We start from the raw sequence: 24,075 nt of genomic DNA, 5'->3' as shown, positions 1-24,075 counted from the left end.
GACCACCGGTGCAGAACGAGAAAGGCCTCCGGCCGCCGTCCAGGACGGCGGCCGGAGGCCTTTTCGCGTGGGTGGGCGCCGGGTCAGCCGCGGGCCCCGGCGATCGCGGTCATTTCCGCCCGCGAGCTCACCTTCATCCGCTCGCGGGCGTCCGGCTCGCCCAGGGTGCGCTCGTGGGCGTCCAGCCGGTCCCAGCCGTCGAAGTCGGTGACGGGGAGCCCCTTGGAGACCAGCAACTCCCGGACGGCGGCGCGATCCCGCTGCGGCGCCCGGGCCAGGGTCGGCTCGTCGGCCAGCAGGTGCGCGACGGTCTGCGCGGCATCGGACTTGGTGTGCCCGATGAGGCCCACCGGACCGCGCTTGATCCAACCGGTGGCGTACACCCCGGGCAGCACGGCCCCGTCGAGGTCCAGCACCCGGCCCTCGACGTTGGGCAGCACGAGCCGGGCGGTGTCGAACGGCAGGTCGTCGATCGGCTCCGAGCGGTAGCCCACGGCCCGGTAGACGGCCTGGACGTCCCAGTCGGTCATCTCGCCGGTGCCGCGCACCGTGCCGTCGCCGGTCAGCTCCTGGCGTTCGGTGCGCAGGCCGGTCACCCCGGTCGCCTCGTCACCGAGCACCTCGACCGGGTTCTCCAGGAAGTGCAGGTGGATGCGCCGGTGCGGGCCGGGCTTCTCGTCGCGCATCGCCCACTCGGACAGCACGTCGACGACCATCCGCAGGCTCTTGCTGTCGGCCAGTGCCTGCTGCGAGGCCTGGTCGAACTCCATGCCCTCGGGCACCACGAGGCACTGCACGTTGGGGGAGTGGTCCATCTCGCGCAGCTCGACCGGGGTGAACTTCGCCTGGGCCGGCCCGCGGCGGGCGAACATGTGCACGTCGGTGATCGTCGAGTCGGCGAGTACGCGGTGCACGTGCGGGGGGATCTCGGTGTACAGCAGCTCGTCACCGGTCCGGGCCAGGATGCGGGCCACGTCCAGGCCGACGTTGCCGACCCCGATGACGGCGACGGACTTCTGGTCGCGCAGGTCCCAGGTCTGCTCGCGGTCGGGGTGCGAGTCGTAGAAGGCGACGAAGTCCGCCGCCCCGTAGGAACGGGCCAGGTGCTCACCGGGGATCTGCATGTCCCGGTCGCGCTCGGCGCCGGTCGCGAAGATGATCGCGTCGTAGAACTGGCGCAGCTCGTCGACCTTGACGTCCTGACCGACGTGCACGTTGCCGTGGAAGGTGATCCGCTCGTTCTCCATCACCCGGTGCAGCGCCACGATGATCTGCTTGATCCGCGGGTGGTCGGGGGCGACCCCGTACCGGATCAGGCCGTAGGGCGTGGGCAGCCGGTCGAAGATGTCGACCGTCAGCTGGTCGTCCTTCTTCGTCAGGATGTCGGCGGCGTAGATGCCGGCCGGTCCGGCGCCGACGACGGCGATCCGCAGGGGCAGGGACATGCAGGACTCCTCACAACAGGCAACCGTTCCAGAGTAAACGGCCTGGCAGGTCGGGCCGGAGCCGCGTGACCAGGCTCGCACGCGGCCGGGCCCGCACCCGGTGGGTTAGCGTGCCCCGGACGCCCCGGGGTCCGCCCGGGGCACCCACAGCCGCCCCGGTCCGCCGGCCGGCCGGAGGAGACGCACATGAACCGCACCCAGCTGGCCGCCTTCCTCGACTACACCGTGCTCAAGCCGGAGGCCACCGCCGCGGACGTCCGGGCCCTGTGCGAGCACGCCGCCGAGCTCTCCGTGTTCGCGGTCTGCGTCTCCCCGTCCCGGGTGCAGGTGGCCCGCGACGTGCTCGCCCCCGGTATCGGCCTGGCCACCGTGTGCGGGTTCCCCTCCGGCGCGCACGAGTCGGTGGTCAAGGCCGCCGAGGCGGCTCGGTCGATCGCCCAGGGCGCGACCGAGGTGGACATGGTGGTGAACCTGGGCCTGGTCAAGGACGGCGATCTGGCCGCGGTGCAGGACGACATCGCCGCCGTGCAGCAGGCCGTCGGTGGGGCCGGTGACGGGTCCGCTCTGCTCAAGGTGATCATCGAGTCGGCCGCGCTGACCGACGAGGAGATCACCGCCTGCTGCCGGGCCGCCGAGGCCGCCGGAGCCGCCTTCGTCAAGACCTCCACCGGGTTCCACCCCACCGGCGGGGCCTCCGTGCACGCCGTCGAGGTGATGGCGGCCGCGGTCGGCGGGCGGCTGGGCATCAAGGCCTCCGGCGGCATCGCCGACGCCCGGCAGGCGCAGGCGCTCATCGCCGCCGGGGCGACCCGGCTCGGCGTGTCCAAGGCGGCGGCCATCCTGGACGGGCTGCCGGCCTGACCGGCGGGTCGCTCCGGGGGTGCGGCGGCTAGCTGTAATCCCCAGGTGGGTTGCTGACGGTCGTGCGGCTGATGGGTGGGTTTCCGCCCAGGGCGGTGTGGCTGCGGTGATGGTTGTAGGTGTGGAGCGATTCGGGCAAGGCCGCAGCGCGTTCTGCTGAGCTGGCGAAGGGCCTGACGTAGGCCCATTCTTCGGCCAGGGTCCGGTTGAACCGTTCGGCTTTGCCGTTGGTCTGGGGTCGGTAGTTGCGGGTGAAGCGGGCTTGGGCGCCCACGTCGGCCAGCGCCTGCCGCCAGGCCTGGCTCCGCCGGTAGGCCAGAGCGTTGTCGGTCATCACGCGTTGGATGCCGGTGACGCCGACGGTGGCGAACCAGGCCGCAGCCGAACGCAGGAAAGCCGCGCAGGTCACCGCGCTCTCGTCGGGGTGGATCTCGGCGTAGGCCAGTCGGGTGTGGTCGTCGATCGCGCAGTGCACGTAGTCGTAGCCGGCTCGCCGGCCGGCTTTGAGGGCGGCCTGCGCGGCGAGGTGCTCGAGCGATCCGCGTCCGTGCACCCGCCACCCTCCGCCCTGCCGAATGGCGCCCAGCTTCTTGACGTCCACGTGCAGCAGCTCCCCGGGAGCAGCCCGCTCGTAGCGGCGGATCACCACCCCGCTGGGGCGGTCCATCCAGGCCAGTCGGTGCATGCCGTGACGGCGCAGCACCGCGTGCACCGTGGAGGGCGCCAAACCCACCAACGGTGCGATCCGGGCCGGTCCGAGCTTGCGCGCGGCGCGCACCGCCAGGATTTTGTCCTCCAGTCCGCGCGGGGTCCGGCCCGGCAGCCGGTGCGCCCGACTGGATCGATCGATCAGTCCGGCCGGACCTTCGGCCCGCCAACGGGCCAACCACTTGTAGCCCGTGGCGCGGGAAATGTTCATCTCGACCACCACGTGGGCCACCGGGCGTCCTTGCTCGATCACCCGCCGGATCAGCTCAGCACGGCCGTGAACGGTCAGACGGGCATTAGCGTGGGACATCGAGACCTCCGGGTTGTCGGTGAGGCGTCAGCACCCACACCTTCACCCGGAGGTCTCCCCGATCACCAGACCCAACTGTCAACAACCCTCGTGGGCATTACAGCTAGCCTCCCCTCATGCCGGCGCCCCACGAGATTCCCGAATCCCTCGACGTCACCGTCGTCGACCACCCGCTGGCGGTGGCCCGGCTCTCCACCATGCGGGACGCCCGCACGGACAACGACGCGTTCCGGGCCGCGCTGCGCGACCTGACGCTGATGCTCATCTACGAGGCGAGCCGGTCGCTGGCCACCGAGCGGGTGCCGATCCACACCCCGGTGGCGCGCACCCAGGCCATCCGGTTGTCGGCCCCGCCGTTGCTCGTGCCGGTGCTGCGCGCCGGTCTGGGCATGGCCGACCAGGCGCACGCCCTCATCCCGGAGGCGCAGATGGGGTTCGTCGGGTTGGCCCGCGACGAGACCACCCTGCTGCCCACCCCGTACATGGTCTCGCTGCCCGAGTCGCTGGCCGGGCGACCGGTGTACGTGCTCGACCCGATGCTGGCCACCGGTGGGTCGATGGTGCACACCATCGAGCTGCTCACCGCCCGCGGCGCCACCGACGTGACCGCGATCTGTGCGCTGGCCGCCCCGGAGGGCCTGGCCACCCTGGCCGCCGCGAACCTGCCCGTCCGGGTGGTCACCGCGTCGGTGGACGAGCGGCTGAACGACTCCGGCTACATCGTCCCGGGGCTCGGGGACGCGGGGGACCGGCAGTTCGGCGCTGTCTGATGCCGGTCTGATGCGCGCCTGATGCCGGTCTCATCTTGGCGTCCGTGCAACCCCGGCGGGTGGTCCGTCCGTCTCCCGGGTCCGGCCCCGGACGGGGCGGACGAGAGGAGCACGACATGACCGACCATCACGGAGTGCGGTGGACCGGCCTGGCCGGCATCGGGCTGGCGGGCGCGTTGCTGCTGAGCGGATGCGCGCGCACCAGCGTGGCCGAACCGGGTGCCGCGGCGACATCGGCCCCGGTCAGTTCTGCCCCGGCGACCTCGGCCCCGGCGAGCTCGGCCTCGGTGACCCCGTCGGCCGAGTCCGGTTCGGTCGACCCCGGCGCGATCATGCTGCCGTCCGGGGAGGTCCCCCCGGCCGATCCCACCGGTACGCCGGCCGTCGAGGGTGTCGGCTGGCGGTTGTCGGGTCTGCTCGTCGGCGGCGATGCCGTCGGCGCGGTACCGGACGGGACCGACGCCTGGATGGTCCTGCAGGACGGCCGGTTGCTCCTGCGGACCGGCTGCAACTCCGGCGGCGCTGCCTACACGGTGGACGGCACCGCCCTGACCGTCGAACCGATCGCCACCACGAAGATGGCGTGCACCGACGACGCGATCGCCGAGGTCGAGCGGTCGATGCTGGGGGTGCTGCAGGGCGGAGCGGTGATGGTGCGCGACGGCGACGAGCTGCTGCTCACCGCCGTCGCGGAGCAGGGCGGTCTGGCGTTCACCGTCGATCCCGCCGTGCTGCAGGCGGTCTCGAGCGGCGCATCCTCCGCGTCACCCACCACCTCCTGACGGAGGAACAGGTGTCCATTACGGCTTGCGCAAGGCGGCCGCCGCCGTCGTGCGCATCGTCGTCCTGATCGACACCGGGTGGCCCGGGGTCAGCCCAGGCCGACCAGGTCCCGCACCTCGACGGTCAGCGCCCGCATCCGCTCGGCCACCGCGGCGCGCAGCGCGTCCAGGTCACCGGTCACCGGAGCCGAGATCTCCAGGTAGCACTTGAGTTTCGGTTCGGTCCCGGACGGCCGGATGACCACCCGGGTGTCGGCGCTCCGCACGGTGAGGCCGTCGGTCCGGGGCAGCAGGTCGGTGGTCGTCGCCGGTGCGCCGGCCAGCGTGGTGGGCGGGTCGGCCCGCAGACGCGCCATGGCCCGGCCGATCAGCGCGAGATCGGTCACCCGCACGGAGACCTGGTCGGTGACGAACAGTCCGTGCCGGCGGGTCAGCTCGTCCCACCGGGCGGGCACGTCGCTCCCGACGGCCCGGAGCGAGGCGACGAGGTCGGCGGCGAGCACGGCGGCGCTGATGCCGTCCTTGTCCCGCACGGTGGCCGGGTCGACGCACAGACCCAGCGCCTCCTCGTAGCCGTAGACCAGGCCGGTCCCCGCGCCGTCCCCGGCCCGCACGATCCACTTGAAGCCGGTGAGGGTCTCGTCGTACCGGGCGCCGTGCGCGGCGGCCACGGCGGCCAGCATCTGCGAGGAGACGATGGTGGTGGCCACCAGGGGGTCGGGATGCAGTGCCCGGTCGAGCCGGGACAGGACGAGATCCCCGAGCAGGACGCCGGTCTCGTCGCCGCGGAGCATCCGCCACCCGTCGGGGAAGCGGACGCCGATCGCGCACCGGTCGGCGTCCGGGTCCAGCGCGACGGCGAGATCGGCGGCGACCCGGTCGGCGAGCGCGAGCAGCAGATCGGTGGCGCCGGGTTCCTCAGGGTTGGGGAAGGCGACGGTCGGGAAGTCCGGATCGGGGACGGCCTGCTGCGCCACCACGTGGACATCGGTGAACCCGGCGTCGTGCAGCGCCCGGACGGCGATCGCGCCGCCCACCCCGTGCATGGGGGTCAACGCGACGCGGACGGCATGCGCGCCGGGCGCGGCCAGGGCCGCGGTGGCCGCGATGTAGGACTCGACGAGACCGTCGGGCCAGCCGGGTGTCCCCCCTCCGGCCACGTCGACCGAACGAGCGGGGGCCGCCGCGGCGATGGCCCGTTCGATGTCGGCGTCGGCCGGGCCCACCAGCTGGGTCCCGCCGGCCAGGTACACCTTCATGCCGTTGTCCTGCGGCGGGTTGTGCGAGGCGGTGATCTGCACACCGGCCGCCGCGGAGAGATGGCGGGTGGCGAAGGCGGTGAGCGGGGTGGGGACGGGCTCGGCGGACAGCAGCACCGACAACCCCGCCGCCTGCAGGACGCCGGCCACGTCGGAGGCGAACTCCGCGGAGCGGTGCCGGGCGTCGTAGCCGACGACGACCGTGCCGCCACCCCGGCCCACGAGATACGCCGCCAGCCCGGCGGCGGCCCGACGCACCACGGCCAGGTTCATCCCGGCCGGCCCGGCCCGCAGCGGCCCACGCAACCCGGCGGTTCCGAAGGCCAACGGCGCACTCATCCGGTCGACGACCTCGGTGATGGCGGTCGGATCCCCGGCCATCGCGGCGGCGAGCACGCCCTGCAGCTCGGCGCGGTCGCCGGGGTGCGGGTCGTCGGCGATCCACCGGGTCGCCGCGTCCCGCACCGACGGGGTCAGCCGGGTGGTCACGCGGCCGCGATGAGCTGTGCGAGCAGGGTGCCCATCTCCTGGGCGGCGGCGCGGCCGGTGGCCAGCACCTCCTCGTGGTCCAACGGGGCGCCGGTCATGCCGGCGGCCATGTTGGTGACCAGCGACAGGCCGAACACCTCGGCCCCGCCCGCGCGGGCCGCGATGGCCTCGAGCACGGTGGACATGCCGACCAGGTCGGCGCCCATGCCGCGGAGCATGCGGATCTCGGCCGGGGTCTCGAAGTGCGGCCCGGGCAGCTGGGCGTACACCCCCTCGGCCAGGCCGGGGCTCAGCGTGCGGGCGAGATCCCGCAGCCGCGGGGAGTACAGGTCGGTCAGATCCACGAACGTCGCCCCGACCAGCGGCGAGGTGGCCGTCAGGTTGAGGTGGTCGCTGATGAGAACGGGTTGCCCGGGCGACATGTCGGTGCGCAGGCCGCCGGCGGCGTTGGTCAGCACGACGAGCTTCGCCCCGGCGGCGATCGCCACCCGGACCCCGTGCACGACGGAGGCTACGCCGGTGCCCTCGTACAGGTGGGTGCGGCCGAGCAGGACCAGGGCGCGCTTGTCGCCGATCGGGATGGACCGGACGGACCCGGAGTGCCCCTCCACCGTCGGGGGCCGGAACCCGGGCAGCGCGGACACGTCGAACTCGGTGGCCGGGGTGCCGAGCTGGTCGGCCGCGGGAGCCCAGCCGGACCCCATCACCAGGGCGACGTCGTGACGGTCCACCCCGGTGAGTCGGGCGAGCGCGGCGGCGGCCTCCTGGGCCAGGGCGTGCGGATCGGCAGGCGCAGACATACCCCGGAGACTAGAGGGAGTCGGGCGTCGGAGAGCCGTCACCGGGGGTCCGGGCGCCGCGACGCAGGAGGTCCGCCGCCGCGGTCAGATGTCGGTCCAGCTCGGCGCGTTCGTCGTCGTCCAGTCCCGGGGTCGCGGCGGTCAGTGCATCCCGGGTGGTACCGGCGGCCCGACTCAGGATGGCGGTCCGGGTGGCCGGGGTCAGGGCGATGCGGACCTTGCGACGGTCGTCGGTGTCCGGTTCCACGGTGAGCGCACCTGCTGCCGCCATCGACCGGACGATGCGGGAGACCAGGCTCTGGGCCAGGCCCGTCCGGGTGGTGATGTCACCGACGGTGGACCGGGCGTGCCGGGCGACGTCCTCCAGGACGGCCAGCTCACCGGCGTTGACCCGGTCGGGGCCGGTGTTGCCGGTCGCCTCCAGGGCGATCTCCCGCAGTGTCCGGGCGAGGCGGTGGAGTTCGGCGGCGCGCACCCCGCCATTCAATCACCGGTGATACGTTGAGAACCATCACTGGTGATGGATCTGGGAGGCGACCGTGGGGACCGACTGGCTGGCGATCGATCGGGTCATGGACGACGTGCTGATCACGGCCGGGGTGGTCGTCCTGATCGTGCGGCAGTTCCGCTGGCGGTCGGCCGAGGCGGGCCGGATGTTCCGCCTGCCCATGATCGTGCTCGGCCTCGGCCTCCTGCTCCTGGGGGAGGAGATGTGGACCGGCGTCGACTGGCGGCCGGGTGACTGGTTCGTGCTCGCCGAGGTGGGTCTGGTGGCGGTGGCGGGCATCGCGATGGGTCGGGTCACCCGCTTCCGGTTCCACCGCGAGCGGCTGCAGTACCGCCTGACCACCCCCGGCCTGGGGCTGTGGGCGGCCGTCGTCGCCGCCCGCGTGGCGACCGTCCTGTCGGCCGCCCGGTTCGGGGCGGACGTGTCCGGCGCGTCCGGTCTGCTGCTGATCTCCTTCGGGGTCAACCGGCTGGCCGCTGCAGTCGTCGTGTCCCGGCGGGTCCGCGCGGCGTCCATCGCCGCGGCGGGGTCACCGGCGCGCGACGACCGGATCGGGTCGGTCGGGTCGGTCGGGTCGGGGGGCGATCGTGCCCACCCCGGACGGGGCGTCGATCCGGCCCGTGACCACGGGCGGCCCGACGGCGCCGGAGCCGGCCTCGGCGACCGCCCGCACCCCGAAGTACCCGCCGACGGCGGCGAGCACGGCCACCACGACGGCCAGCAGGAGGAGTCGACGACGCCCGGACGGACCCGCCTGCTCCACCGGTGAGCTCCCGCGGCGGGTGCCGACCGGCGGGTCGGCCGGGCGGTCGGCACCGGGGGAGGCGGCCGGGTCGGGACGACCGCCCGGGGCCAGGGGCGCGAGATGGGCGGCGCCGTCGGCCCCCCAGGGGGGCGCGGGGACGTCCACGGGGGCCAGGGGTGCGAGATGGGCGGCGCCGCCGGCCCCCCAGGGGGGCGCGGGTGCGGGTGTCGGTGCCGGTGTCCCGCGGGCGGGCGCCGGGCGGCGGGCCGCCGCCGGGCGGCGGGCCGCCGCCGGCAGGGACGGGGCCGTGTCGGCGGACGGGCCGGGGCCGGTGCCGGTGCCGGCCGTGCGGGGGAGGTGCAGCAGGGTGCCGCTGGGATCGTCGGCGATCCGTCGGGTCAGCGAGAGTGCCTGCCGCACGGGCATCCTGGCCCGCGGGTCCTTGGTCAGCAGGGAGGTGATGAGGTGCCCCAGTCGGCCGGCGTGCGGGTGCGGTGGCACCGGGTCGCGGACGACGGAGGTCAGGGTGGCGATGGGGTCGCCGCGGTCGAACGGCGGCCGGCCCTCGACGCAGGCGAACAGCAGGGCGCCGAGCCCCCAGGCGTCCGACGCCGGTGTGGCCTGCTGACCGGAGGCCACCTCGGGGGCGATGTAGGCGGGTGAGCCGAGCAGCAGGCCGGTGGCCGTCATCGGCTGGTCCCCGTTGTTGCGGGCGATGCCGAAGTCGGTGAGCTTGACCCGGCCGTCGTCGCACAGCAGCACGTTCGCGGGCTTGACGTCCCGGTGGGTGATGCCGGCCGCGTGGGCCGCGAGCAGTCCGGAGGCCACCGCGACGCCGATCACGGCGGCGGCCCCGTCCCGCAGCGGGCCGGACTCCTTGAGCACCTCGGCCAGGGAGCGGGCGTGCAGCAACTCCATGACGATCACCGGGCCGGCGTCGGGCAGCACGATGTCGAACAGCGTGGTGACGAACGGGTTGGACAGGGCGGCGACCGCGCGGGCCTCGCGCAGCGTGCGCTGGGTGATCTCGGCCTGCTCACCGGGATCGATCCCGCTCGGGAAGTTGATCTCCTTGACCGCGACCCGCCGGTGCAGCACCTCGTCGGTGGCCGACCAGACGGTGCCCATCGACCCGCGCCCGATGACCTGGTCCAGTCGGTAACGGTCCCCGATCAGTCGTCCGCCGGTCGGGCCCGCCCCCGGTGGCCGTTCGCGGGGAGGGGGCGGCGGATGCACCCGATCATCGTGCCAGCCGCTGCGGCGCCTCCGGGGCCGCCGGGCCGGGGCCGCCGCACCCGGCGGGTCAGCAGTCGAAGACGGACCAGCACAGGGCGTTCCGGAGGTGCTGGTCGTCCAGGACGAGGTCCCGGACGGCGGGCGGCAGCATCTCCCGCTGCCAGCGGCACTCCGCTCGTCCCGCCGCCGAGGCCTGCCCGGGCGGGGCGGCGTCCCGGGCGGCCTTGATGGCGTACGCCGCGGCGCCGAGGTCGTGGGCGGCGACGTGGGCGACGGCCCCGGCTTGCCCGGCGGCGTACGCGGCGTGCCGGGCCGCTCCGCGCAGATCCCGGGCCGCACCCATGGCGTGGCCACCGGCGGCGCGGGCCTGCATCATCGGGATCTCGCCGCGGGTCCAGGCCCGGGCCTGCTCGATCGCCTGCCGCGGCCGGGGGTCGTCGGGACGGGCCTGCTCGAAGAGCGGCAGCACGTGTTCCGCGCAGGTGGCAGCCCACTCGGCGAGCAGGTGGTGGTGCTCGTCGGTGAGGGTCCCGCCGCGCCGGATGGTCACCAGGCGGGGGTCGCGCACGGCCGAGAGGATCACGACGAGAAGTCTCCCGGCCCCGGCGAGCGAATTCGAGTAACCGGGCGGATACTTACCGTATGAGGAGATTCCGCGCCGGCGCGGTGGTGTTCGTGGCCGCGTGCATCGCCGCCATCGCCCTCGGGGTCTACTTCGCGGCCGTCTTCCCGTTGCGCAGCAATCCGCAGGGCCCGGGCCTCTACCTGATCATGGCACTGGGGGCGGCCGGCGCCGCCGGTGCGCTGCTCTGCCTGGTCACCGGGGTACGGACGATGCGCGATCCGCGCCGTCGCTGACGGCTGATCGCCGGCGCCCCGGTCCGCCAACTCCTCGTACCGAGTGCTCGTACCGGATGCCGCTGAGCTGCGGCAGGCGGCGATCCCGGCCTGGGATCGCCGCCTGCCGTCGGTCAGCCTGGCCGCCCCGGCGTGGAGCGGTGGGGGTGCTGCCGTGTCGAGCGGCCGGGCGTCGGCCGCTCACCGGATCAGACGCCACGGCCCGCCCGGCGTTCGCCCAGGGTGATCGGGGTCACAGCTCGTCGTCCGGGCCGTCGAACACGGCGAGCAGCGCGTCGGCGGCGGCGGCGGGGGTGAGCTCGCCCCCCAGGACCTGCGCCTGCACGGCGGCTCGCGCCGCGGCCACGCCGCCGTGCCGGTCGAAGCGGCGCAGCACCTCCTCGCGCACCAGCGTCTCGGTCAGCTCCCACCGTTGTGCCGCGCGGCGCTCCGCGCGGGCGGTGTTCCCGACGGCGGCCCGGTGGTCCAGGACCGCCTGCCACAGCTCGTCGAGGCCGGCTCCGGTGAGCCCGGAGCAGGTGAGCACCGGTGGCTCCCATCGGTCCCCGCCCCGGACGAGCCGCAGCGCTCCGGCGAGTTCCCGGGCGGCACTCGCGGCGACCCGTTCGTGGCCCTCGTCCGCCTTGGTGACGGCGAGGACGTCGGCGAGCTCGAGCACGCCCTTCTTGATGCCCTGCAGGTGGTCGCCCGACCGGGCCAGGGTCAGCAGCAGGAAGGTGTCGACCATCCCGGCCACCGCCGTCTCGGACTGGCCCACCCCGACCGTCTCCACCAGGACGACATCGTGACCGGCGGCCTCCAGGAGGCCGATCGTCTGGGCGGTGGCCCGGGTCACCCCGCCCAGGGTTCCCGCGGTCGGTGACGGCCGGACGTAGGCGGCGGGATCGGCGGCCAGTCGGGGCATCCGGGTCTTGTCGCCGAGTACGGAGCCGCCGGTGCGCCGACTGGACGGGTCGACCGCCAGTACGCCCACCCGGTGACCCCGGTCGATCAGCTCCATGCCGAGACGTTCGACGAGGGTGGACTTCCCGACGCCCGGCACCCCGGAGATCCCCACGCGCACGGAGTCCGGGCGGGACGCCGGGGCCAATGCCGCCATCAGGGTGCGGGCCGAGCGGCGATGGTCGGGCCGGGTGGACTCGACGAGGGTGACGGCCCGGGCCAGCGCCGCCCGCGAGCCCAGCCGGACCTGCGCGGCGAGGACGGCGGGATCGAGGTCCGCCGGGCTCACCCCCGCGCCGCCCGGGGCGGATGGCCGAGGGTGTCGCCGAGTCGGTCCAGCAGGTCCAGGGCGGCCCGCGCCAACACGGTCCCGGGTCCGAAGACGGCCGCGGCTCCGGCCTCGTGGAGCAGCGGGACGTCGGCCGGCGGCACCACTCCGCCGACGACGATCATGATGTCGGGGCGGCCCAGGGCGGCCAGCGCATCGCGCACCTCGGGGACGCCGACCAGGTGCCCGGCGGCCAGCGAGCTGATGCCCACGATGTGCACGTCGTTGTCGACCGCCTGCCGGGCGACCTCGGCGGGCGTGGCGAAGAGCGGGCCGACGTCGACGTCGAACCCGAGGTCGGCGAAGGCGGTCACGATGATCTTCTGGCCGCGGTCGTGCCCGTCCTGACCGATCTTGGCGACCAGGATGCGCGGGCGCCGGCCCTCGGCCTCGGCGAAGGCGGCGGTCGCCGCGAGCACGTCCTGCAGGGCGCTGCCCCCGGAGCGTTCCGCCTCGGCCCGGTACACGCCGGAGATCGTACGGACGACGGCGACGTGCCGGCCGTACACGTCCTCCAGGGCCCGGGAGATCTCGCCGACGGTGCACCGGGCGCGGGCGGCGTCCACGGCCAGGGCCAGCAGGTTCCCGCCCGCCGCGTCGGGTCCGGTGGCCGTCCGCCCGGCCGCCGTGCGCAGCCGGTCCAGGGTCGCGCGCACCTCGTCGTCGTCCCGGGTCGCGCGCAGCTGTTCGAGCCGGGCGATCTGGGCCTCCCGGACGGCGCCGGCCTCCACCCGCCGGACCTGCACGTCCGAGGGCTCCGCCGACCGCAGCAGGTTGATGCCCACCACCGCCTGCTCCCCGGAGTCGATGCGCGCCTGGGTGCGCGCGGCCGCCTCCTCGATGCGCAGCTTGGGTACCCCGGATCCGATGGCTCGCGCCATGCCGCCGGACTCCTCCACCTCCCGCAGATGGGCCCGGGCCCGCGCGGACAAATCCTGGGTCAGGCGCTCCACGAAGAACGACCCGCCCCAGGGATCGATCACGGCGGAGGTGCCGCTCTCCTGCTGCAGCAGCAGCTGGGTGTTGCGGGCGATGCGGGCGCTGAATGCGGTCGGCAGGGCGATCGCCTCGTCCAGGGCGTTGGTGTGCAGGGACTGGGTGCCGCCCTGGGTCGCCGCCATCGCCTCCAGGCAGGTGCGGGTGACGTTGACGAAGGGGTCCTGGGCGGTCAGCGACCAGCCGGAGGTCTGGCAGTGCGCCCGCAGCAGGGACGATCTCGGGTCGGCCGGGCGGAACGGCTGCATCAGGCGGTACCAGAGCGCCCGAGCCGCACGCAGTTTCGCGATCTCGGTGAACACGTTCATCCCGATGCCCCAGAAGAAGCTCAGCCGGGGGGCGAACGTGTCGACGGGCAGACCGGCCGCGATCCCGGCCCGGACGTACTCCACCCCGTCGGCGAGGGTGTACGCCAGCTCGAGATCGGCTGTCGCGCCGGCCTCCTGCAGGTGGTAGCCGGAGATGGAGATGGAGTTGAACCGTGGCATGTGCGCCGCGGTGTAGGCGAAGACGTCCGAGACGATCCGCATGGAGGGGGTCGGTGGGTAGATGTAGGTGTTGCGGACCATGAACTCCTTGAGGATGTCGTTCTGGATCGTCCCGGACAGCCGGGCCGGATCCACCCCCTGCTCCTGCCCGGCGACGACGTACATGGCGAGCACCGGCAGGACCGCGCCGTTCATCGTCATCGACACGCTCATCTTCTCCAGCGGGATGCCGTCGAAGAGGGTGCGCATGTCCAGCACCGAGTCGATGGCGACCCCGGCCATGCCGACGTCGCCGGTCACCCGGGGGTGGTCGGAGTCGTAGCCGCGGTGGGTGGGCAGGTCGAACGCCACCGACAGGCCCTTCTGGCCGGCGGCCAGGTTGCGTCGGTAGAACGCGTTCGACTCCGCCGCGGTGGAGAAGCCGGCGTACTGCCGGACCGTCCACGGCTGCGTCGTGTACATCGTGGCGTACGGTCCGCGGAGGTAGGGCGGCAGCCCCGGCACGGTGTCCTGGTCGGGGAGGTCGGCGAGATCGGTTGCCCCGTATCGACTCCGGATGCCGATACCTTCGGCGGAGTCCCATACGGCGCGCTCGGGGTCGCTCCCCGGCGCCGGTGGCGGACCGAGGGGCAGGCCGGCGAAGCTCGCCGGGAAGCTCATCGGGGGGTACCCGCGTCCGCGTGCAGGGCGTCCCGGGTGCGGTGCAGGAAGGCGAGCACGTCCGCCCCGGGGGCGACATGGTCGTCGAGGAGGGCACCCAGGCCGGGTGTCGGGCGACCGGCCAGCGCTATCCACCCGGTCCCGGCGGCCCGCAGCTCGCCGATGCGCCGCCCGGCGTGCTCGGCGCAGTGCTCGTCACTGCCGACCAGGACGGCCACCGGGTCATCGCCGGTGGGCAGCCGAGTCTCGAGACCCCCGACCTGCAGGAGGTTCTCGATCCAGGACCGTCGGGCGGGGGAGCCCCCCAGGTCCAGCACGGCCACGGTGGCCGGCGGTGCGGCCCGCAGGTCTTCGAACGGCACCGACCATCGCTCGGCCCGGTCGAAGACGCCGCCACCGGGGGATCGGGCCGGGGTCGGGTCGGTCGTCGGGAACTCCGAGACGCCGGTGATCGGTCGGCTGCGGGTGGCCAGGCGCCGCGACCGCTCGCTGCGGGCGGCGGCGAAACCCCCGTCCAGCACTCCGTTCTGCAGGGCGTCGACGACACCGCCGGCCTCCTCCAGACGCTGGAACTCCGCCCAGCCGGCCACGGCCAGGGTGTCGGTCAGCTGCTCCAGGGCCACGGCACCGGCGGTCGGGTCCTGCACCTGCCCCACCTGCGCCTCCCGCATCAGGACGAGCGACTGGGCGACGGCCATCCGGCGGCCGAGCTGGTCCGGTGCGCCCAGGGGCAGGTCGAACGGGAGGACGGTGACGGCGTGGGCGCCCCCGACGGCCGCGGCGAAGGCGGCGACGGTGGTGCGCACCAGGTTCACCCACGGGTCGATCGCCGTCATCATCGGCCAGGACGTCACCGCGTGCAGGGTCAGGCCGGCCGCCCACGGGTCGACGCCGACGATCTCGCCGATCCGGGCCCACAGTCGCCGGGCGGCCCGCAGCGTCGCCGTCCCCACGAACTGCTCATCGCTCACCGCCAGCCGCACCTGCAGCATCGAGAATGCCTGCGCAGTGGGCACTCCGGCGTCCACCAGCTCCCGGAGATAGCTGGTGCCGGCGGCCAGTGTGTACCCGAGGGTGGCCGCGTCACCCGCGCCGCGGCGGTGGGCCACCGAGCCGTCGGCGACGAACGCGCCGACGCCCAGCGCGCCGGCCAGCTCGATCAGTGCGCCGACATCCGCACCCGGGTCGGACCGCCCGTCGAGCAGCGCCCGACCGACGGGGTCGGCGCCCAGGCCGGTGCCGGGCGCCGGCGTCACCCCGCTCCGGATCAGCACGGCGGCCAGGGCTCGGGCGGCGGTCAGGTCGGTGGTGTCGCCGCCGGCCAGGAGGACGACCGGTGCCGCGTCGAGCCACACCCCGTCCAGCGCCGGGGCCAGGTCGCCCGGGGCCGTCCCGGCGCCGCCGACCGCCCACCACAGCGAGGTGGCCCCGTGCTGCAGATCGGTGATGGCCGCGACGCCGGCCGCGTGGGCGTCGGTCGCGGCGACGAGGCTGCGGATGTCCCAGCCGGCTGTGGTGCGGGCCGTGGCCGGACCGAGCGGGGTCGGGCCGCCCGGTGCGCCCAGCGGCGGGACGGCGAGCCCCTCCACGGTGGTGGACCCGAGCAGGGCCGGCACGTCGACCGGGTCGACCGGGCGGGTACCGCCGCGCTGCAGCACCACTGCGGCGGCGGCCAGCCAGGCCGGATACGGCCCGTCGACCGCGGGTGGCTGCGCTGCCGTCGGGTCCATGGCTCGATCGTAGGGAGGAGCGGCGGGGGCGGCGCACCGGCGGCATGGCCCGGCCCGGCCGCCCGGCGGCTCAGCCCGGGACGTCCCAGGTGTGCACCGGTTCGTTGGAGTGCATGCCGGCGGAGTACAGCCGGAGCATTCCGGTCAAGGCCTCGGAGCGGGATGCTCCCCGGCGTTCCAGGGCGGCCACCGTCTCGCTCTGCCACCAGGCACCGTTGCGCCGGGTCTTGCAGCGGGCCTCGACGATGCCCAGGTACCGCTCGCGGACCGGGGCGGACACGCCGCGCCGTTCCAGCCCGGCGTGGGCCAGCGGCAGCAGGTGGCGCAGCAGCAGTTCGTCCCAGGACACCTCGCCGAAACCCGGCCAGTAGAACTGGGCCTCGACCCCGTGCCGGGCCCCGGACAGGAAGTTCGCGTGGGCCGCGTCGAACGACATCTTCGTCCACACCGGACGTTCGTCGTGGGCCAGCATCTCCAGCGCCCCGTGGTAGAACGCCGCGTTGGCCAGCACGTCCACGACCGTGGGGCCGGCGGGCAGCACCCGGTTCTCCACCCGGACGTGGGCCCGGCCGTCGACGGTGTCGTAGACCGGCCGGTTCCAGCGGTAGACCGTCCCGTTGTGCAGACGCAGCTCCTGCAGTCGGGGGGCCTGGCCGGAGGCCAGCACGGCTTCCGGGTCCTCGTCGGTGGTCTCCGGCAGCAGCGCCGGGAAGTAGCGCACGTTCTCCTCGAACAGGTCGAAGATGGAGGTGATCCACCGTTCGCCGAAGAAGACCGGCGGCCGGACACCCTGGTTCTTCAACTCCGGTGAGCGGGTGTCGGTGGCCTGCAGGAAGAGCTCCACCCGGGTCTCGGCCCAGAGTCGCTTGCCGAACAGGAACGGGGAGTTCGCGCCCAGGGCCAGCTGCGGGCCGGCCAGGGTCTGGGCGGCGTTCCAGTACTGGGCGAACTCGCCCGGCGCCACCTGCGAGTGCAGCTGGACCGAGGTGCACGCCGACTCCGGGGCGATGGTGTCGGCGTCCATCCGCAGCGATTCCTCGCCGACGATGTCGAGCTCGAGATCCTCCCGGCGGGCGGCGAACACGGCGTCGTCCAACGCGGCGTAGCGGGGGTTGGCGCTCATCCAGTCGCCGTCGAGATGATCGGCGGTGAGCGTGGGCAGGATGCCGATCATGATGATCTCGGAGCCGGCCTCGTTGGCCATGGCCTCGGCGTGGTCCAGCGACGCCCGCAGGGCCGCCTCGAGTTCCCGGGCGGAATCCCCGGTCAGCGCCCGCGGGGGGACGTTCAGCTCGATGTTGTAGCGCCCGAGCTCGGTCTGGAAGGCCGGGTCGGCGATGCGGTGCAGCACCTCGGCGTTGCGCATCGCCGGCATCCAGTCCGAGCCGACGAGGTTCAGCTCGATCTCCAGGCCGGTGAGCGCCTGGTCGGTGTCGAACTGGTGCTCGGAGAGCATGCGTTCGAAGACGTCCAGACACCGCCGGACCTTCGCCCGGTAGCGGGCCCGCTGCTCCCGGGTGAAGGTCCCCGAGGAGATCTCGTCACCCACGGGGGAGCACCGACACGGCGGTGGTGCAGGTCACGGCGCTCGGCGTCATGGCGCAGAGCGTAACCGCCGGTCCGGCCGCTCCGCCCGGCCCGTCCGGCCACCCGGGTCCGGTGTGAACAGGCGCGTCACGCAGAGCCACTACGCTCCTGCGTCCATGGACCGGTCCCCGCCCCTGCTCAGCGTTCCCGCCCCGGACGAGATCGTCGATCCGGGTGCCGGACGCGGTCCGGCGTGGCTGGACGAGCTGCTCACCGACCGGCTGGCCGACCTGGTGGCCGTGCGCCGCCGGGTGCACCGGCACCCCGAGCTGGGTCGCCGCGAGTCGGCCACGACGGCGTTGATCGTGCGGACCCTGACCGAGGTCGGGATCCCGGTGCGCGTGCTGCCCGGCGGGACCGGGGCCGTCGCCGACATCGGCACGCACGGCCCGATCATCGGGCTGCGGGCCGACATCGACGCGCTGCCGATGCGCGAGGCGACCGGTCTCCCGTACTCGTCGACGATCCCGGATCTGGCCCACATGTGCGGCCACGACGCCCATCTCACCGTCCTGCTGGGTGCGGCCCTGGCTCTGCACCGCGCGCCCTCGCTGCCCGGTCGGGTCCGGCTGATCTTCCAGCCGGCCGAGGAGGTCTTCCCCGGCGGCTCGCACGACGTCATCGCGGCCGGGATGCTCGACGGGGTCGAGAAGCTGTTCGCCCTGCACTGCGACCCCCGGCTTCCCGTCGGTCAGGTCGGCCTCAAGGTCGGCGCGATCACCTCCACGTCCGACGTCGTCGAGGTGCGCATCACCGGCCCCGGCGGACACACCTCCCGGCCGCACCTGACCACCGATCTGGTGTACGCGCTGGGCATGCTCATCACCGGCCTGCCCGCCCTGCTGACCCGCCGGATGGACCCCCGGTCGGCCGCGGTGATGGTGTGGGGCTCGGTGCACGCCGGCCAGGCGCCCAACGCGATCCCGCAGGACGGTGTCGTCCGCGGCACACTGCGGTTGATGAACCGGGCCGCCTGGGACTCCGCGGAGCGGATCGTCCGGGAGCTGGTCGGCGAGCTGCTGGCCCCCACCCGCGCCGAGTACGAGCTCACCTACAGCCGGGGCGTGCCGCCCGTCGACAACGACCTGGTGTGCTCGACCGTCCAGCGGATCGCGGTGGAGCAGGGGTTGGGCGCCGACCGGGTCGCGGTGGCCGAGCAGTCGACCGGCGCCGAGGACTTCGCGGTCTACCTCGATCACGTACCCGGGTCGCTGGCCCGGCTGGGTGTCTGGGACGGCGTGGGTCGCCAGGTCGACCTGCACTCCCCGCAGTTCGTCCTGGACGAACGCGCCCTCGCCGTCGGCATCCGGCTGATGACGCACACCGCGCTGGCCGCGTTCCAGGCGTAGGCCGGTTCAGACGCTGTTGGACCGGCAGGGTCGGCGACGGAGGTCGGAGACGTACTCGGACGGTGCCCCGGCGGCCTCCGCCGCGTCGGACACGGCCCCCAGGTACCGGGCGGAGGGCAGTCCGCCCTCGAACGCCTGCAGCGCGTACATCCAGGCCAGCACGTCACCGTCCAGGGTGTGGATCATCAGCCGGATCTTCGTGTAGAGCCCGAGATCGGCGCCCTCCCACGAGTCCAGCGTCTTCTCGTCCGCATCGGTGATGTCGTAGAGGACGACGAAGACTCCGGCCGAGGCCGTGTCGGCCCGGGCCCCGGCGGCGTCCGTGTCCTGGACGACCATCGCCAGGGCGCCCTCCCAGAGCAGGTCCTCGCCGCCGAAGGTGAGTCGCCAGCCCGGCAGCCAGCCGGTACCCACCATCGGGGACGACGGGCACCGCCGGGTCATCTGGGCCGGGTCCATGTTGGGGCCGAAGGCCGCGTACAACGCCATGCCCCGACCATAGAGGGGTCGGTGCCCCTCGACCGTCGCGGCCGCCCGATACGGTGGTCGGGCCAGGTCGCGGGGCCACCCCCCGCCGGAAGGTCGAGGGGTCACCCCCTGCCGCGAGAAGGAAGTGGGACACCCATGCCACGCATCGTCATCATCGGTGGAGGCCCCGCCGGGTACGAGTCCGCCCTGACGGCGCGCCAGCTGGGCGCCGAGGTGATCCTCGTCGAGGACGAGGGGGTCGGCGGTGGCTGCGTCCTCTACGACTGCGTCCCGTCCAAGACGTTCATCGCCTCCGCCGGTGGCCGCACCGCCGCCCTGGCGGCCGGCGAACTCGGCGTGATGATCGACGACGAGCAGGTCACGGTCGATCTGCGGACCGTCAACGAGCGGGTCGAGGGCCTGGCCCTGGCCCAGTCCCTGGACATCCGCAACCGGCTCGAGCTGGAGGGGGTGGAGATCGTCGCCGGGCGCGCCCAGCTCGCCGACTCCGCCCCGGGCCTGGCCGCCCACCGGGTCGAGATCACCGGCGCCGACGGGACGAACCGGGTGGTGGACACCGAGCTGGTGCTGCTGGCCACCGGGGCCAGCCCCCGCGTCCTGGACACCGCCATGCCGGACGGCGAGCGCATCCTGACCTGGCGGCAGATCTACGACCTCACCGAGCTGCCCGAGCACCTGATCGTCGTCGGCTCCGGGGTCACCGGGGCCGAGTTCGCGTCCGCCTACACCGAGATGGGCGTGCAGGTCACCCTGGTCTCCAGCCGCGACCGGGTGCTGCCCGGCGAGGACGCCGACGCGGCCGCCGTCATCGAGCAGGTGTTCCACGACCGCGGGGCGACCCTGGCCAAGCAGGCCCGCGCGGCCTCGGTGGTCCGGGAGGGCGACGGGGTGCTCGTCACCCTCGTCGACGGCCGCGAGGTCCGCGGCAGCCACTGCCTCATGACGGTCGGCTCCGTCCCGAACAGCGCCGACCTCGGGCTGGAGAAGGTCGGTGTCGAGACGGGCCCAGGCGGGTTCATCACCGTCGACCGCGTCTCCCGCACCAACGTGACCGGCATCTACGCGGCCGGCGACTGCACCGGGGTGCTCATGCTGGCCTCCGTCGCCGCCATGCAGGGTCGCATCGCGATCTGGCACGCGCTGGGCGAGGGTGCTCCGCCGTTGCGCCTGAAGTCGGTGTCCTCGAACATCTTCACCCACCCGGAGATCGCCACGGTCGGTGTCTCGCAGAGCGAGGTGGACAACGGCACCGTCCCCGCCCGCGCCCTGCTCTTCCCGCTCGCCACCAACGCGCGGGCCAAGATGCTCGGCCTCAACGAGGGCTTCGTGAAGCTCATCGTGCGGCCGGCCACCGGCATCATCATCGGCGGCGTCGTGGTGTCCCCGGCCGCCTCCGAGCTGATCCTCGCCATCTCGGTCGCCGTGCAGAACCGGCTCACCGTCAAGGATCTCGCCTACAGCTTCAGCGTCTACCCCTCCCTGTCCGGCACCATCACCGAGCTCGGCCGTCGCCTCATCAACTACGCGGGGGACCTGGGCTGAGCCGCCGGCGGCACGCGCCCGGGGTTGTTGTTCGCGCCCCGGGTTGTCGTCCGCGCCGCTGATGTGGGGCGCGTTCACGCAACGGGGGCGCGTGTGCCGCCGGATCCGACCTGGCGGGGGATCGCCCGACGGATGCGAGCCGCCAGTTGGGCAGGATCGACGAGGTCGCGCCAGGTCCACCGGACGACCGCGAAGCCTGCTTCGCGCAGCCCGTCCTCGCGGACCTTCTCGTCGAAGACCGTGCGCGCGGGATCGGCAGACAGCCTTCCGTACTTCATCTCGCCGTCGAACTCCCCGATGGTCCGGCGCCCGGCGAAGAGAAAATCCACCCGGCCGAGGAAGCCCCCGCGCTCGTTGCGCATCACCGCCTGGAGATCGACCGGAGCGACCCCGGCGGCGGTGAGCAGCACCCGGCTCCGTGACTCACCGACGCTCTCGGACCGCCCGTCGGCGAAGGACACGACCCGACGTGCGCGAGCGATTCCGCGATACCTGGCCGCCCGCCCCACTTGCGCGGACAGTTCCTCCGTGGTGGTCAGACCCAGGAACAGTGCCGCGTCGGCGATGGCCACCGCCTGTTCGAAGCCGACGGTGCGCGCCAGGTCCACCACTGTCCGGGCGGGGGTCGTGACCGGTATGCCGTCGAGCACGGTGATGTCCTCGTCGGTGATCCGGGACATGTGCACGTGCAGGGTCTTCCGGCGGTGGCCGCCGTTCACCCCGGGTCTCGTCATCTGCACGCGGTCCAGCGGGACGGACCACAGCGGAATGCCGTGCAGCACGGCCGCCGAGGCGTGGCTGAAGCAGGCGTCGGACGCCACGACCCATTGGGTGGCCAGGGCGAGGAGCCGGTGACGCGATTCGTGCCGGACCTGCTCGTGATGGGTGGCCGAGAGGTAGACGCCGGGGCGCAGGGAGAACAACTCGCCCCTGCGGCGCCGCCGGGCCAGCCCGACGTCGGTTTCGCCGTCGTGCAGGGCGGACCTGCGGGTCATCACGATGGGATCAACCGACGAGGAAGCGTTCATGGCTCCCACCATCGACCGCTGGACACTGCGCCGTCCGGCCCGGGCGCGTTCTGTGAATGGTGGGGACGGGTGTGCACAGGTCGCGCGACTGCTGGGAGTCCGGCAGGCGCGTCCGCGCCCCGGTTGGGTGGACGCGCCTCTGATCCGCGGCGCGGATGACAGGCTCGGGCGCGTCGGCGGGATCTTTGGTGTGGCCGGCAACCGACGACCTGAACGCAGCCTTGGACAGCGGGACCGGCGTCCCCCCGTCGGCGGCCGCCGGCGCCCGCTGGCCCGTTCGCGCCCCGGTTGGGTGAACGCGCCTCTGATGCGAGGCGCGGATGAGAGGTGGGGGCGCGGAGGACAGGTGGGGGCGCGAACACCGCCCGGCAAGGCGCGCCTGCCGGCACCCGCTGGCCCGTTCGCGCCCCGGTTGAGTGAACGCGCCTCTGATGCGAGGCGCGGACGAAAGGTGAGGGCGCGTACGGCAAGTGGGAGCAAGAACGCCGCGCGGCCTCGGCGCCCGGCGGCGCCCGCGCGAGCGCCCACCTCACCAGCACCGCGGCGCCCGGCTCAGTCGTCCTCGTCGATCCAGTCGAAGGTCCTGGTGACGGCCTTGCGCCACTTGCGGTAGTGCCGGTCGCGGAGCTGGGGATCCATCCGCGGGTCCCACTGCCTGTCCTGGGCCCAGTTGGTGCGGATCTCCTCCTCGGAGTCCCAGAACCCCACGGCGAGGCCGGCGGCGTAGGCGGCGCCCAGGGCGGTGGTCTCGCTGACGACCGGTCGGATGACCGGGACACCGAGGATGTCGGCCTGGAACTGCATCAGGGTCTCGTTCGTCGTCATGCCGCCGTCGACCTTGAGGGAGGTGAGGTCGACACCGGAGTCGGCGTTCATCGCCTCCAGCACCTCCCTGGTCTGGTAGGCGGTGGCCTCCAGGACGGCGCGGGCGATGTGGCCCTTGTTCACGTACCGGGTGAGCCCGACGACGGCGCCGCGGGCGTCGGCCCGCCAGTACGGCGCGTACAGGCCGGAGAACGCGGGGACGAAATAGGCGCCGCCGTTGTCCTCGACGGTGGCGGCGAGCTGTTCGATCTCGGCGGCGGAGGAGATCAGGCCGAGGTTGTCGCGGAGCCACTGCACGAGCGACCCGGACACCGCTATGCTGCCCTCCAACGCGTACACGGTGGGCTGCTCGCCGATCTTGTAGCACACGGTCGTCAGCAGGCCGTGCTCGGACTGCACCTTCGTCGTGCCGGTGTTCAGCAGCATGAAATTGCCGGTGCCGTAGGTGTTCTTGGCCTCGCCGACGGCCAGGCAGGCCTGGCCGAAGGTCGCCGCCTGCTGGTCGCCGAGGATGCCGGCGATGGGGACGCCGGCGAACGGCCCGCGGGCCCGGCCCGCGCCGTACACCTCGGAGGACGACCGGATCTCCGGCAGCATCGACAGCGGGATGCCCATCTCCGCGGCGATGTCCTCGTCCCACTGCAGGGTGTCCAGGTCCATCAGCAGGGTCCGCGAGGCGTTGGTGGGGTCGGTGACGTGCAGTCCGCCGTCGACCCCGCCCGTCATGTTCCAGAGGGTCCAGGTGTCCATGGTCCCGAACACCAGGTCGCCGGACTCGGCCCGCTCCCGGGCGCCGTCGACGTTGTCGAGGATCCAGCGGACCTTGGGGCCCGAGAAGTACGTCGCCAGCGGCAGTCCCACCGTCGCCCTGTACCGGTCGGCGCCTCCGCCGAGCGCGGCGAGCCGGTCGCAGATCGGTCCGGTCCGGGTGTCCTGCCAGACGATCGCGTGGGACACCGGCTGCCCGGTCGTCCGGTCCCAGACGAGCGCGGTCTCCCGCTGGTTGGTGATGCCGACGGCGGCGAGGTCGTTCCTGGTCAGGTCGGCCCTGCCCAGGGCGGCGGCGGCGACGGCCCGGGTGTTCTCCCAGATCTCCAGGGCGTCGTGCTCCACCCAGCCCGCCCGCGGGAAGATCTGTTCGTGTTCCCGCTGGTCGACCGAGACCACGCGGCCCCCGTGGTCGAACACCATGCACCGGGTCGAGGTGGTGCCCTGGTCGATGGCGGCGACGTAGTCGCTCATGCGGGGTCCTCCGGCAGTGGACGGGTCGGGGTCGGGGCAGTGGGGCAGTGGGGCAGGTCGGCACCGTTGCAGGCAGAGGGCCCGGGTGGCAAGGACCG

20 protein-coding genes are annotated in these 24,075 nt (G+C 73.6%); 6 read left to right on the top strand and 14 right to left on the bottom strand.

The window, feature by feature from the left end; translation table 11 throughout:
- Positions 1-83 precede the first annotated feature (83 nt).
- Positions 84-1,445: an FAD-dependent oxidoreductase gene (locus J2S58_RS06785; protein WP_205256037.1), complete on the bottom strand. Its 1,362-nt coding sequence runs from the start codon at positions 1,443-1,445 to the stop codon at positions 84-86.
- 186 nt (positions 1,446-1,631) lie between these two features.
- Here J2S58_RS06785 and deoC point away from each other — a divergent pair, with 186 nt between their 5' ends.
- Positions 1,632-2,306 (top strand): deoxyribose-phosphate aldolase, encoded by a 675-nt coding sequence (deoC, locus tag J2S58_RS06780; RefSeq protein WP_205256038.1) that lies wholly within the window; start codon positions 1,632-1,634, stop codon positions 2,304-2,306.
- Between the two features lie 28 nt (positions 2,307-2,334).
- Here deoC and J2S58_RS06775 read toward each other — a convergent pair whose 3' ends face one another.
- The gene (locus J2S58_RS06775) at positions 2,335-3,324 is read right to left on the bottom strand and encodes an IS481 family transposase (protein ID WP_306826781.1); all 990 of its coding nucleotides are present in this window, start codon (positions 3,322-3,324) and stop codon (positions 2,335-2,337) included.
- 116 nt (positions 3,325-3,440) lie between these two features.
- Here J2S58_RS06775 and upp point away from each other — a divergent pair, with 116 nt between their 5' ends.
- Entirely contained in the window at positions 3,441-4,094 is a 654-nt protein-coding gene (gene upp / locus J2S58_RS06770; RefSeq protein WP_205258481.1) for a uracil phosphoribosyltransferase, read from the top strand.
- 116 nt (positions 4,095-4,210) lie between these two features.
- Complete coding sequence (locus J2S58_RS06765; protein WP_205258482.1) at positions 4,211-4,876, top strand: META domain-containing protein; 666 nt, start codon at positions 4,211-4,213, stop codon at positions 4,874-4,876.
- An 89-nt stretch (positions 4,877-4,965) separates the two neighbouring features.
- Here the strand turns inward: J2S58_RS06765 and J2S58_RS06760 are convergent, their stop codons facing one another.
- The 5 genes from J2S58_RS06760 to J2S58_RS06740 all read right to left on the bottom strand — a co-directional run bounded on the left by J2S58_RS06760 (position 4,966) and on the right by J2S58_RS06740 (position 10,496).
- On the bottom strand, positions 4,966-6,624 hold the full coding sequence (locus tag J2S58_RS06760) for a phospho-sugar mutase (RefSeq protein ID WP_306826778.1): 1,659 nt from the start codon (positions 6,622-6,624) through the stop codon (positions 4,966-4,968).
- A complete protein-coding gene (locus J2S58_RS06755) occupies positions 6,621-7,424 on the bottom strand; it encodes a purine-nucleoside phosphorylase (protein WP_205258483.1) in 804 nt (267 codons plus the stop codon). The genes J2S58_RS06760 and J2S58_RS06755 overlap by 4 nt, the downstream gene beginning before the upstream one ends.
- A 10-nt stretch (positions 7,425-7,434) precedes the next feature.
- Complete coding sequence (locus J2S58_RS06750; protein WP_205258484.1) at positions 7,435-7,899, bottom strand: MarR family winged helix-turn-helix transcriptional regulator; 465 nt, start codon at positions 7,897-7,899, stop codon at positions 7,435-7,437.
- A 562-nt stretch (positions 7,900-8,461) separates the two neighbouring features.
- Positions 8,462-9,913, bottom strand: coding sequence for a serine/threonine-protein kinase (locus tag J2S58_RS06745; RefSeq protein ID WP_205258485.1), 1,452 nt, complete (start codon positions 9,911-9,913; stop codon positions 8,462-8,464).
- Between the two features lie 67 nt (positions 9,914-9,980).
- Complete coding sequence (locus J2S58_RS06740) at positions 9,981-10,496, bottom strand: putative immunity protein (RefSeq protein WP_205258486.1); 516 nt, start codon at positions 10,494-10,496, stop codon at positions 9,981-9,983.
- 59 nt (positions 10,497-10,555) lie between these two features.
- Here J2S58_RS06740 and J2S58_RS06735 point away from each other — a divergent pair, with 59 nt between their 5' ends.
- Positions 10,556-10,771, top strand: coding sequence for a hypothetical protein (locus J2S58_RS06735; RefSeq protein ID WP_205258487.1), 216 nt, complete (start codon positions 10,556-10,558; stop codon positions 10,769-10,771).
- A 232-nt stretch (positions 10,772-11,003) separates the two neighbouring features.
- Here J2S58_RS06735 and meaB read toward each other — a convergent pair whose 3' ends face one another.
- From meaB to J2S58_RS06715, 4 genes are all read right to left on the bottom strand, one after another.
- Positions 11,004-12,002, bottom strand: coding sequence for a methylmalonyl Co-A mutase-associated GTPase MeaB (meaB, locus tag J2S58_RS06730; RefSeq protein ID WP_205258488.1), 999 nt, complete (start codon positions 12,000-12,002; stop codon positions 11,004-11,006).
- Positions 11,999-14,185, bottom strand: coding sequence for a methylmalonyl-CoA mutase (gene scpA, locus J2S58_RS06725; protein WP_205258489.1), 2,187 nt, complete (start codon positions 14,183-14,185; stop codon positions 11,999-12,001). Before scpA ends, meaB begins: the two co-directional genes overlap by 4 nt.
- Positions 14,182-15,915: a methylmalonyl-CoA mutase family protein gene (locus J2S58_RS06720; RefSeq protein ID WP_205258490.1), complete on the bottom strand. Its 1,734-nt coding sequence runs from the start codon at positions 15,913-15,915 to the stop codon at positions 14,182-14,184. Before J2S58_RS06720 ends, scpA begins: the two co-directional genes overlap by 4 nt.
- A gap of 70 nt (positions 15,916-15,985) precedes the next feature.
- Positions 15,986-17,464 carry a glutamate--cysteine ligase family protein gene (locus tag J2S58_RS06715; RefSeq protein WP_205258491.1) on the bottom strand — a complete coding sequence of 493 codons (1,479 nt, stop codon included), beginning with the start codon at positions 17,462-17,464 and terminating at the stop codon, positions 15,986-15,988.
- Positions 17,465-17,618: 154 nt separating this feature from the next.
- Between J2S58_RS06715 and J2S58_RS06710 the strand changes: the two genes are divergently transcribed.
- On the top strand, positions 17,619-18,851 hold the full coding sequence (locus tag J2S58_RS06710; protein ID WP_240189450.1) for an amidohydrolase: 1,233 nt from the start codon (positions 17,619-17,621) through the stop codon (positions 18,849-18,851).
- Between the two features lie 6 nt (positions 18,852-18,857).
- Here the strand turns inward: J2S58_RS06710 and J2S58_RS06705 are convergent, their stop codons facing one another.
- Entirely contained in the window at positions 18,858-19,340 is a 483-nt protein-coding gene (locus tag J2S58_RS06705) for a gamma-glutamylcyclotransferase (protein WP_205258492.1), read from the bottom strand.
- Between the two features lie 135 nt (positions 19,341-19,475).
- Here J2S58_RS06705 and J2S58_RS06700 point away from each other — a divergent pair, with 135 nt between their 5' ends.
- Complete coding sequence (locus J2S58_RS06700; protein WP_205258493.1) at positions 19,476-20,882, top strand: NAD(P)H-quinone dehydrogenase; 1,407 nt, start codon at positions 19,476-19,478, stop codon at positions 20,880-20,882.
- Between the two features lie 74 nt (positions 20,883-20,956).
- Here J2S58_RS06700 and J2S58_RS06695 read toward each other — a convergent pair whose 3' ends face one another.
- Together J2S58_RS06695 and glpK are read right to left on the bottom strand one after the other, a co-directional pair.
- Positions 20,957-21,877, bottom strand: a complete 921-nt coding sequence (locus tag J2S58_RS06695; RefSeq protein WP_205258494.1) for a hypothetical protein — start codon at positions 21,875-21,877, stop codon at positions 20,957-20,959.
- Between the two features lie 585 nt (positions 21,878-22,462).
- The gene (gene glpK, locus J2S58_RS06690) at positions 22,463-23,977 is read right to left on the bottom strand and encodes a glycerol kinase GlpK (RefSeq protein ID WP_205258495.1); all 1,515 of its coding nucleotides are present in this window, start codon (positions 23,975-23,977) and stop codon (positions 22,463-22,465) included.
- Positions 23,978-24,075: the final 98 nt, after the last annotated feature.

It is taken from the genome of Nakamurella flavida (assembly GCF_030811475.1).
Taxonomy (GTDB): domain Bacteria; phylum Actinomycetota; class Actinomycetes; order Mycobacteriales; family Nakamurellaceae; genus Nakamurella; species Nakamurella flavida.
Note: the sequence above shows the minus strand (reverse complement) of the source record. Positions and strands in the feature narration are given on the sequence as shown.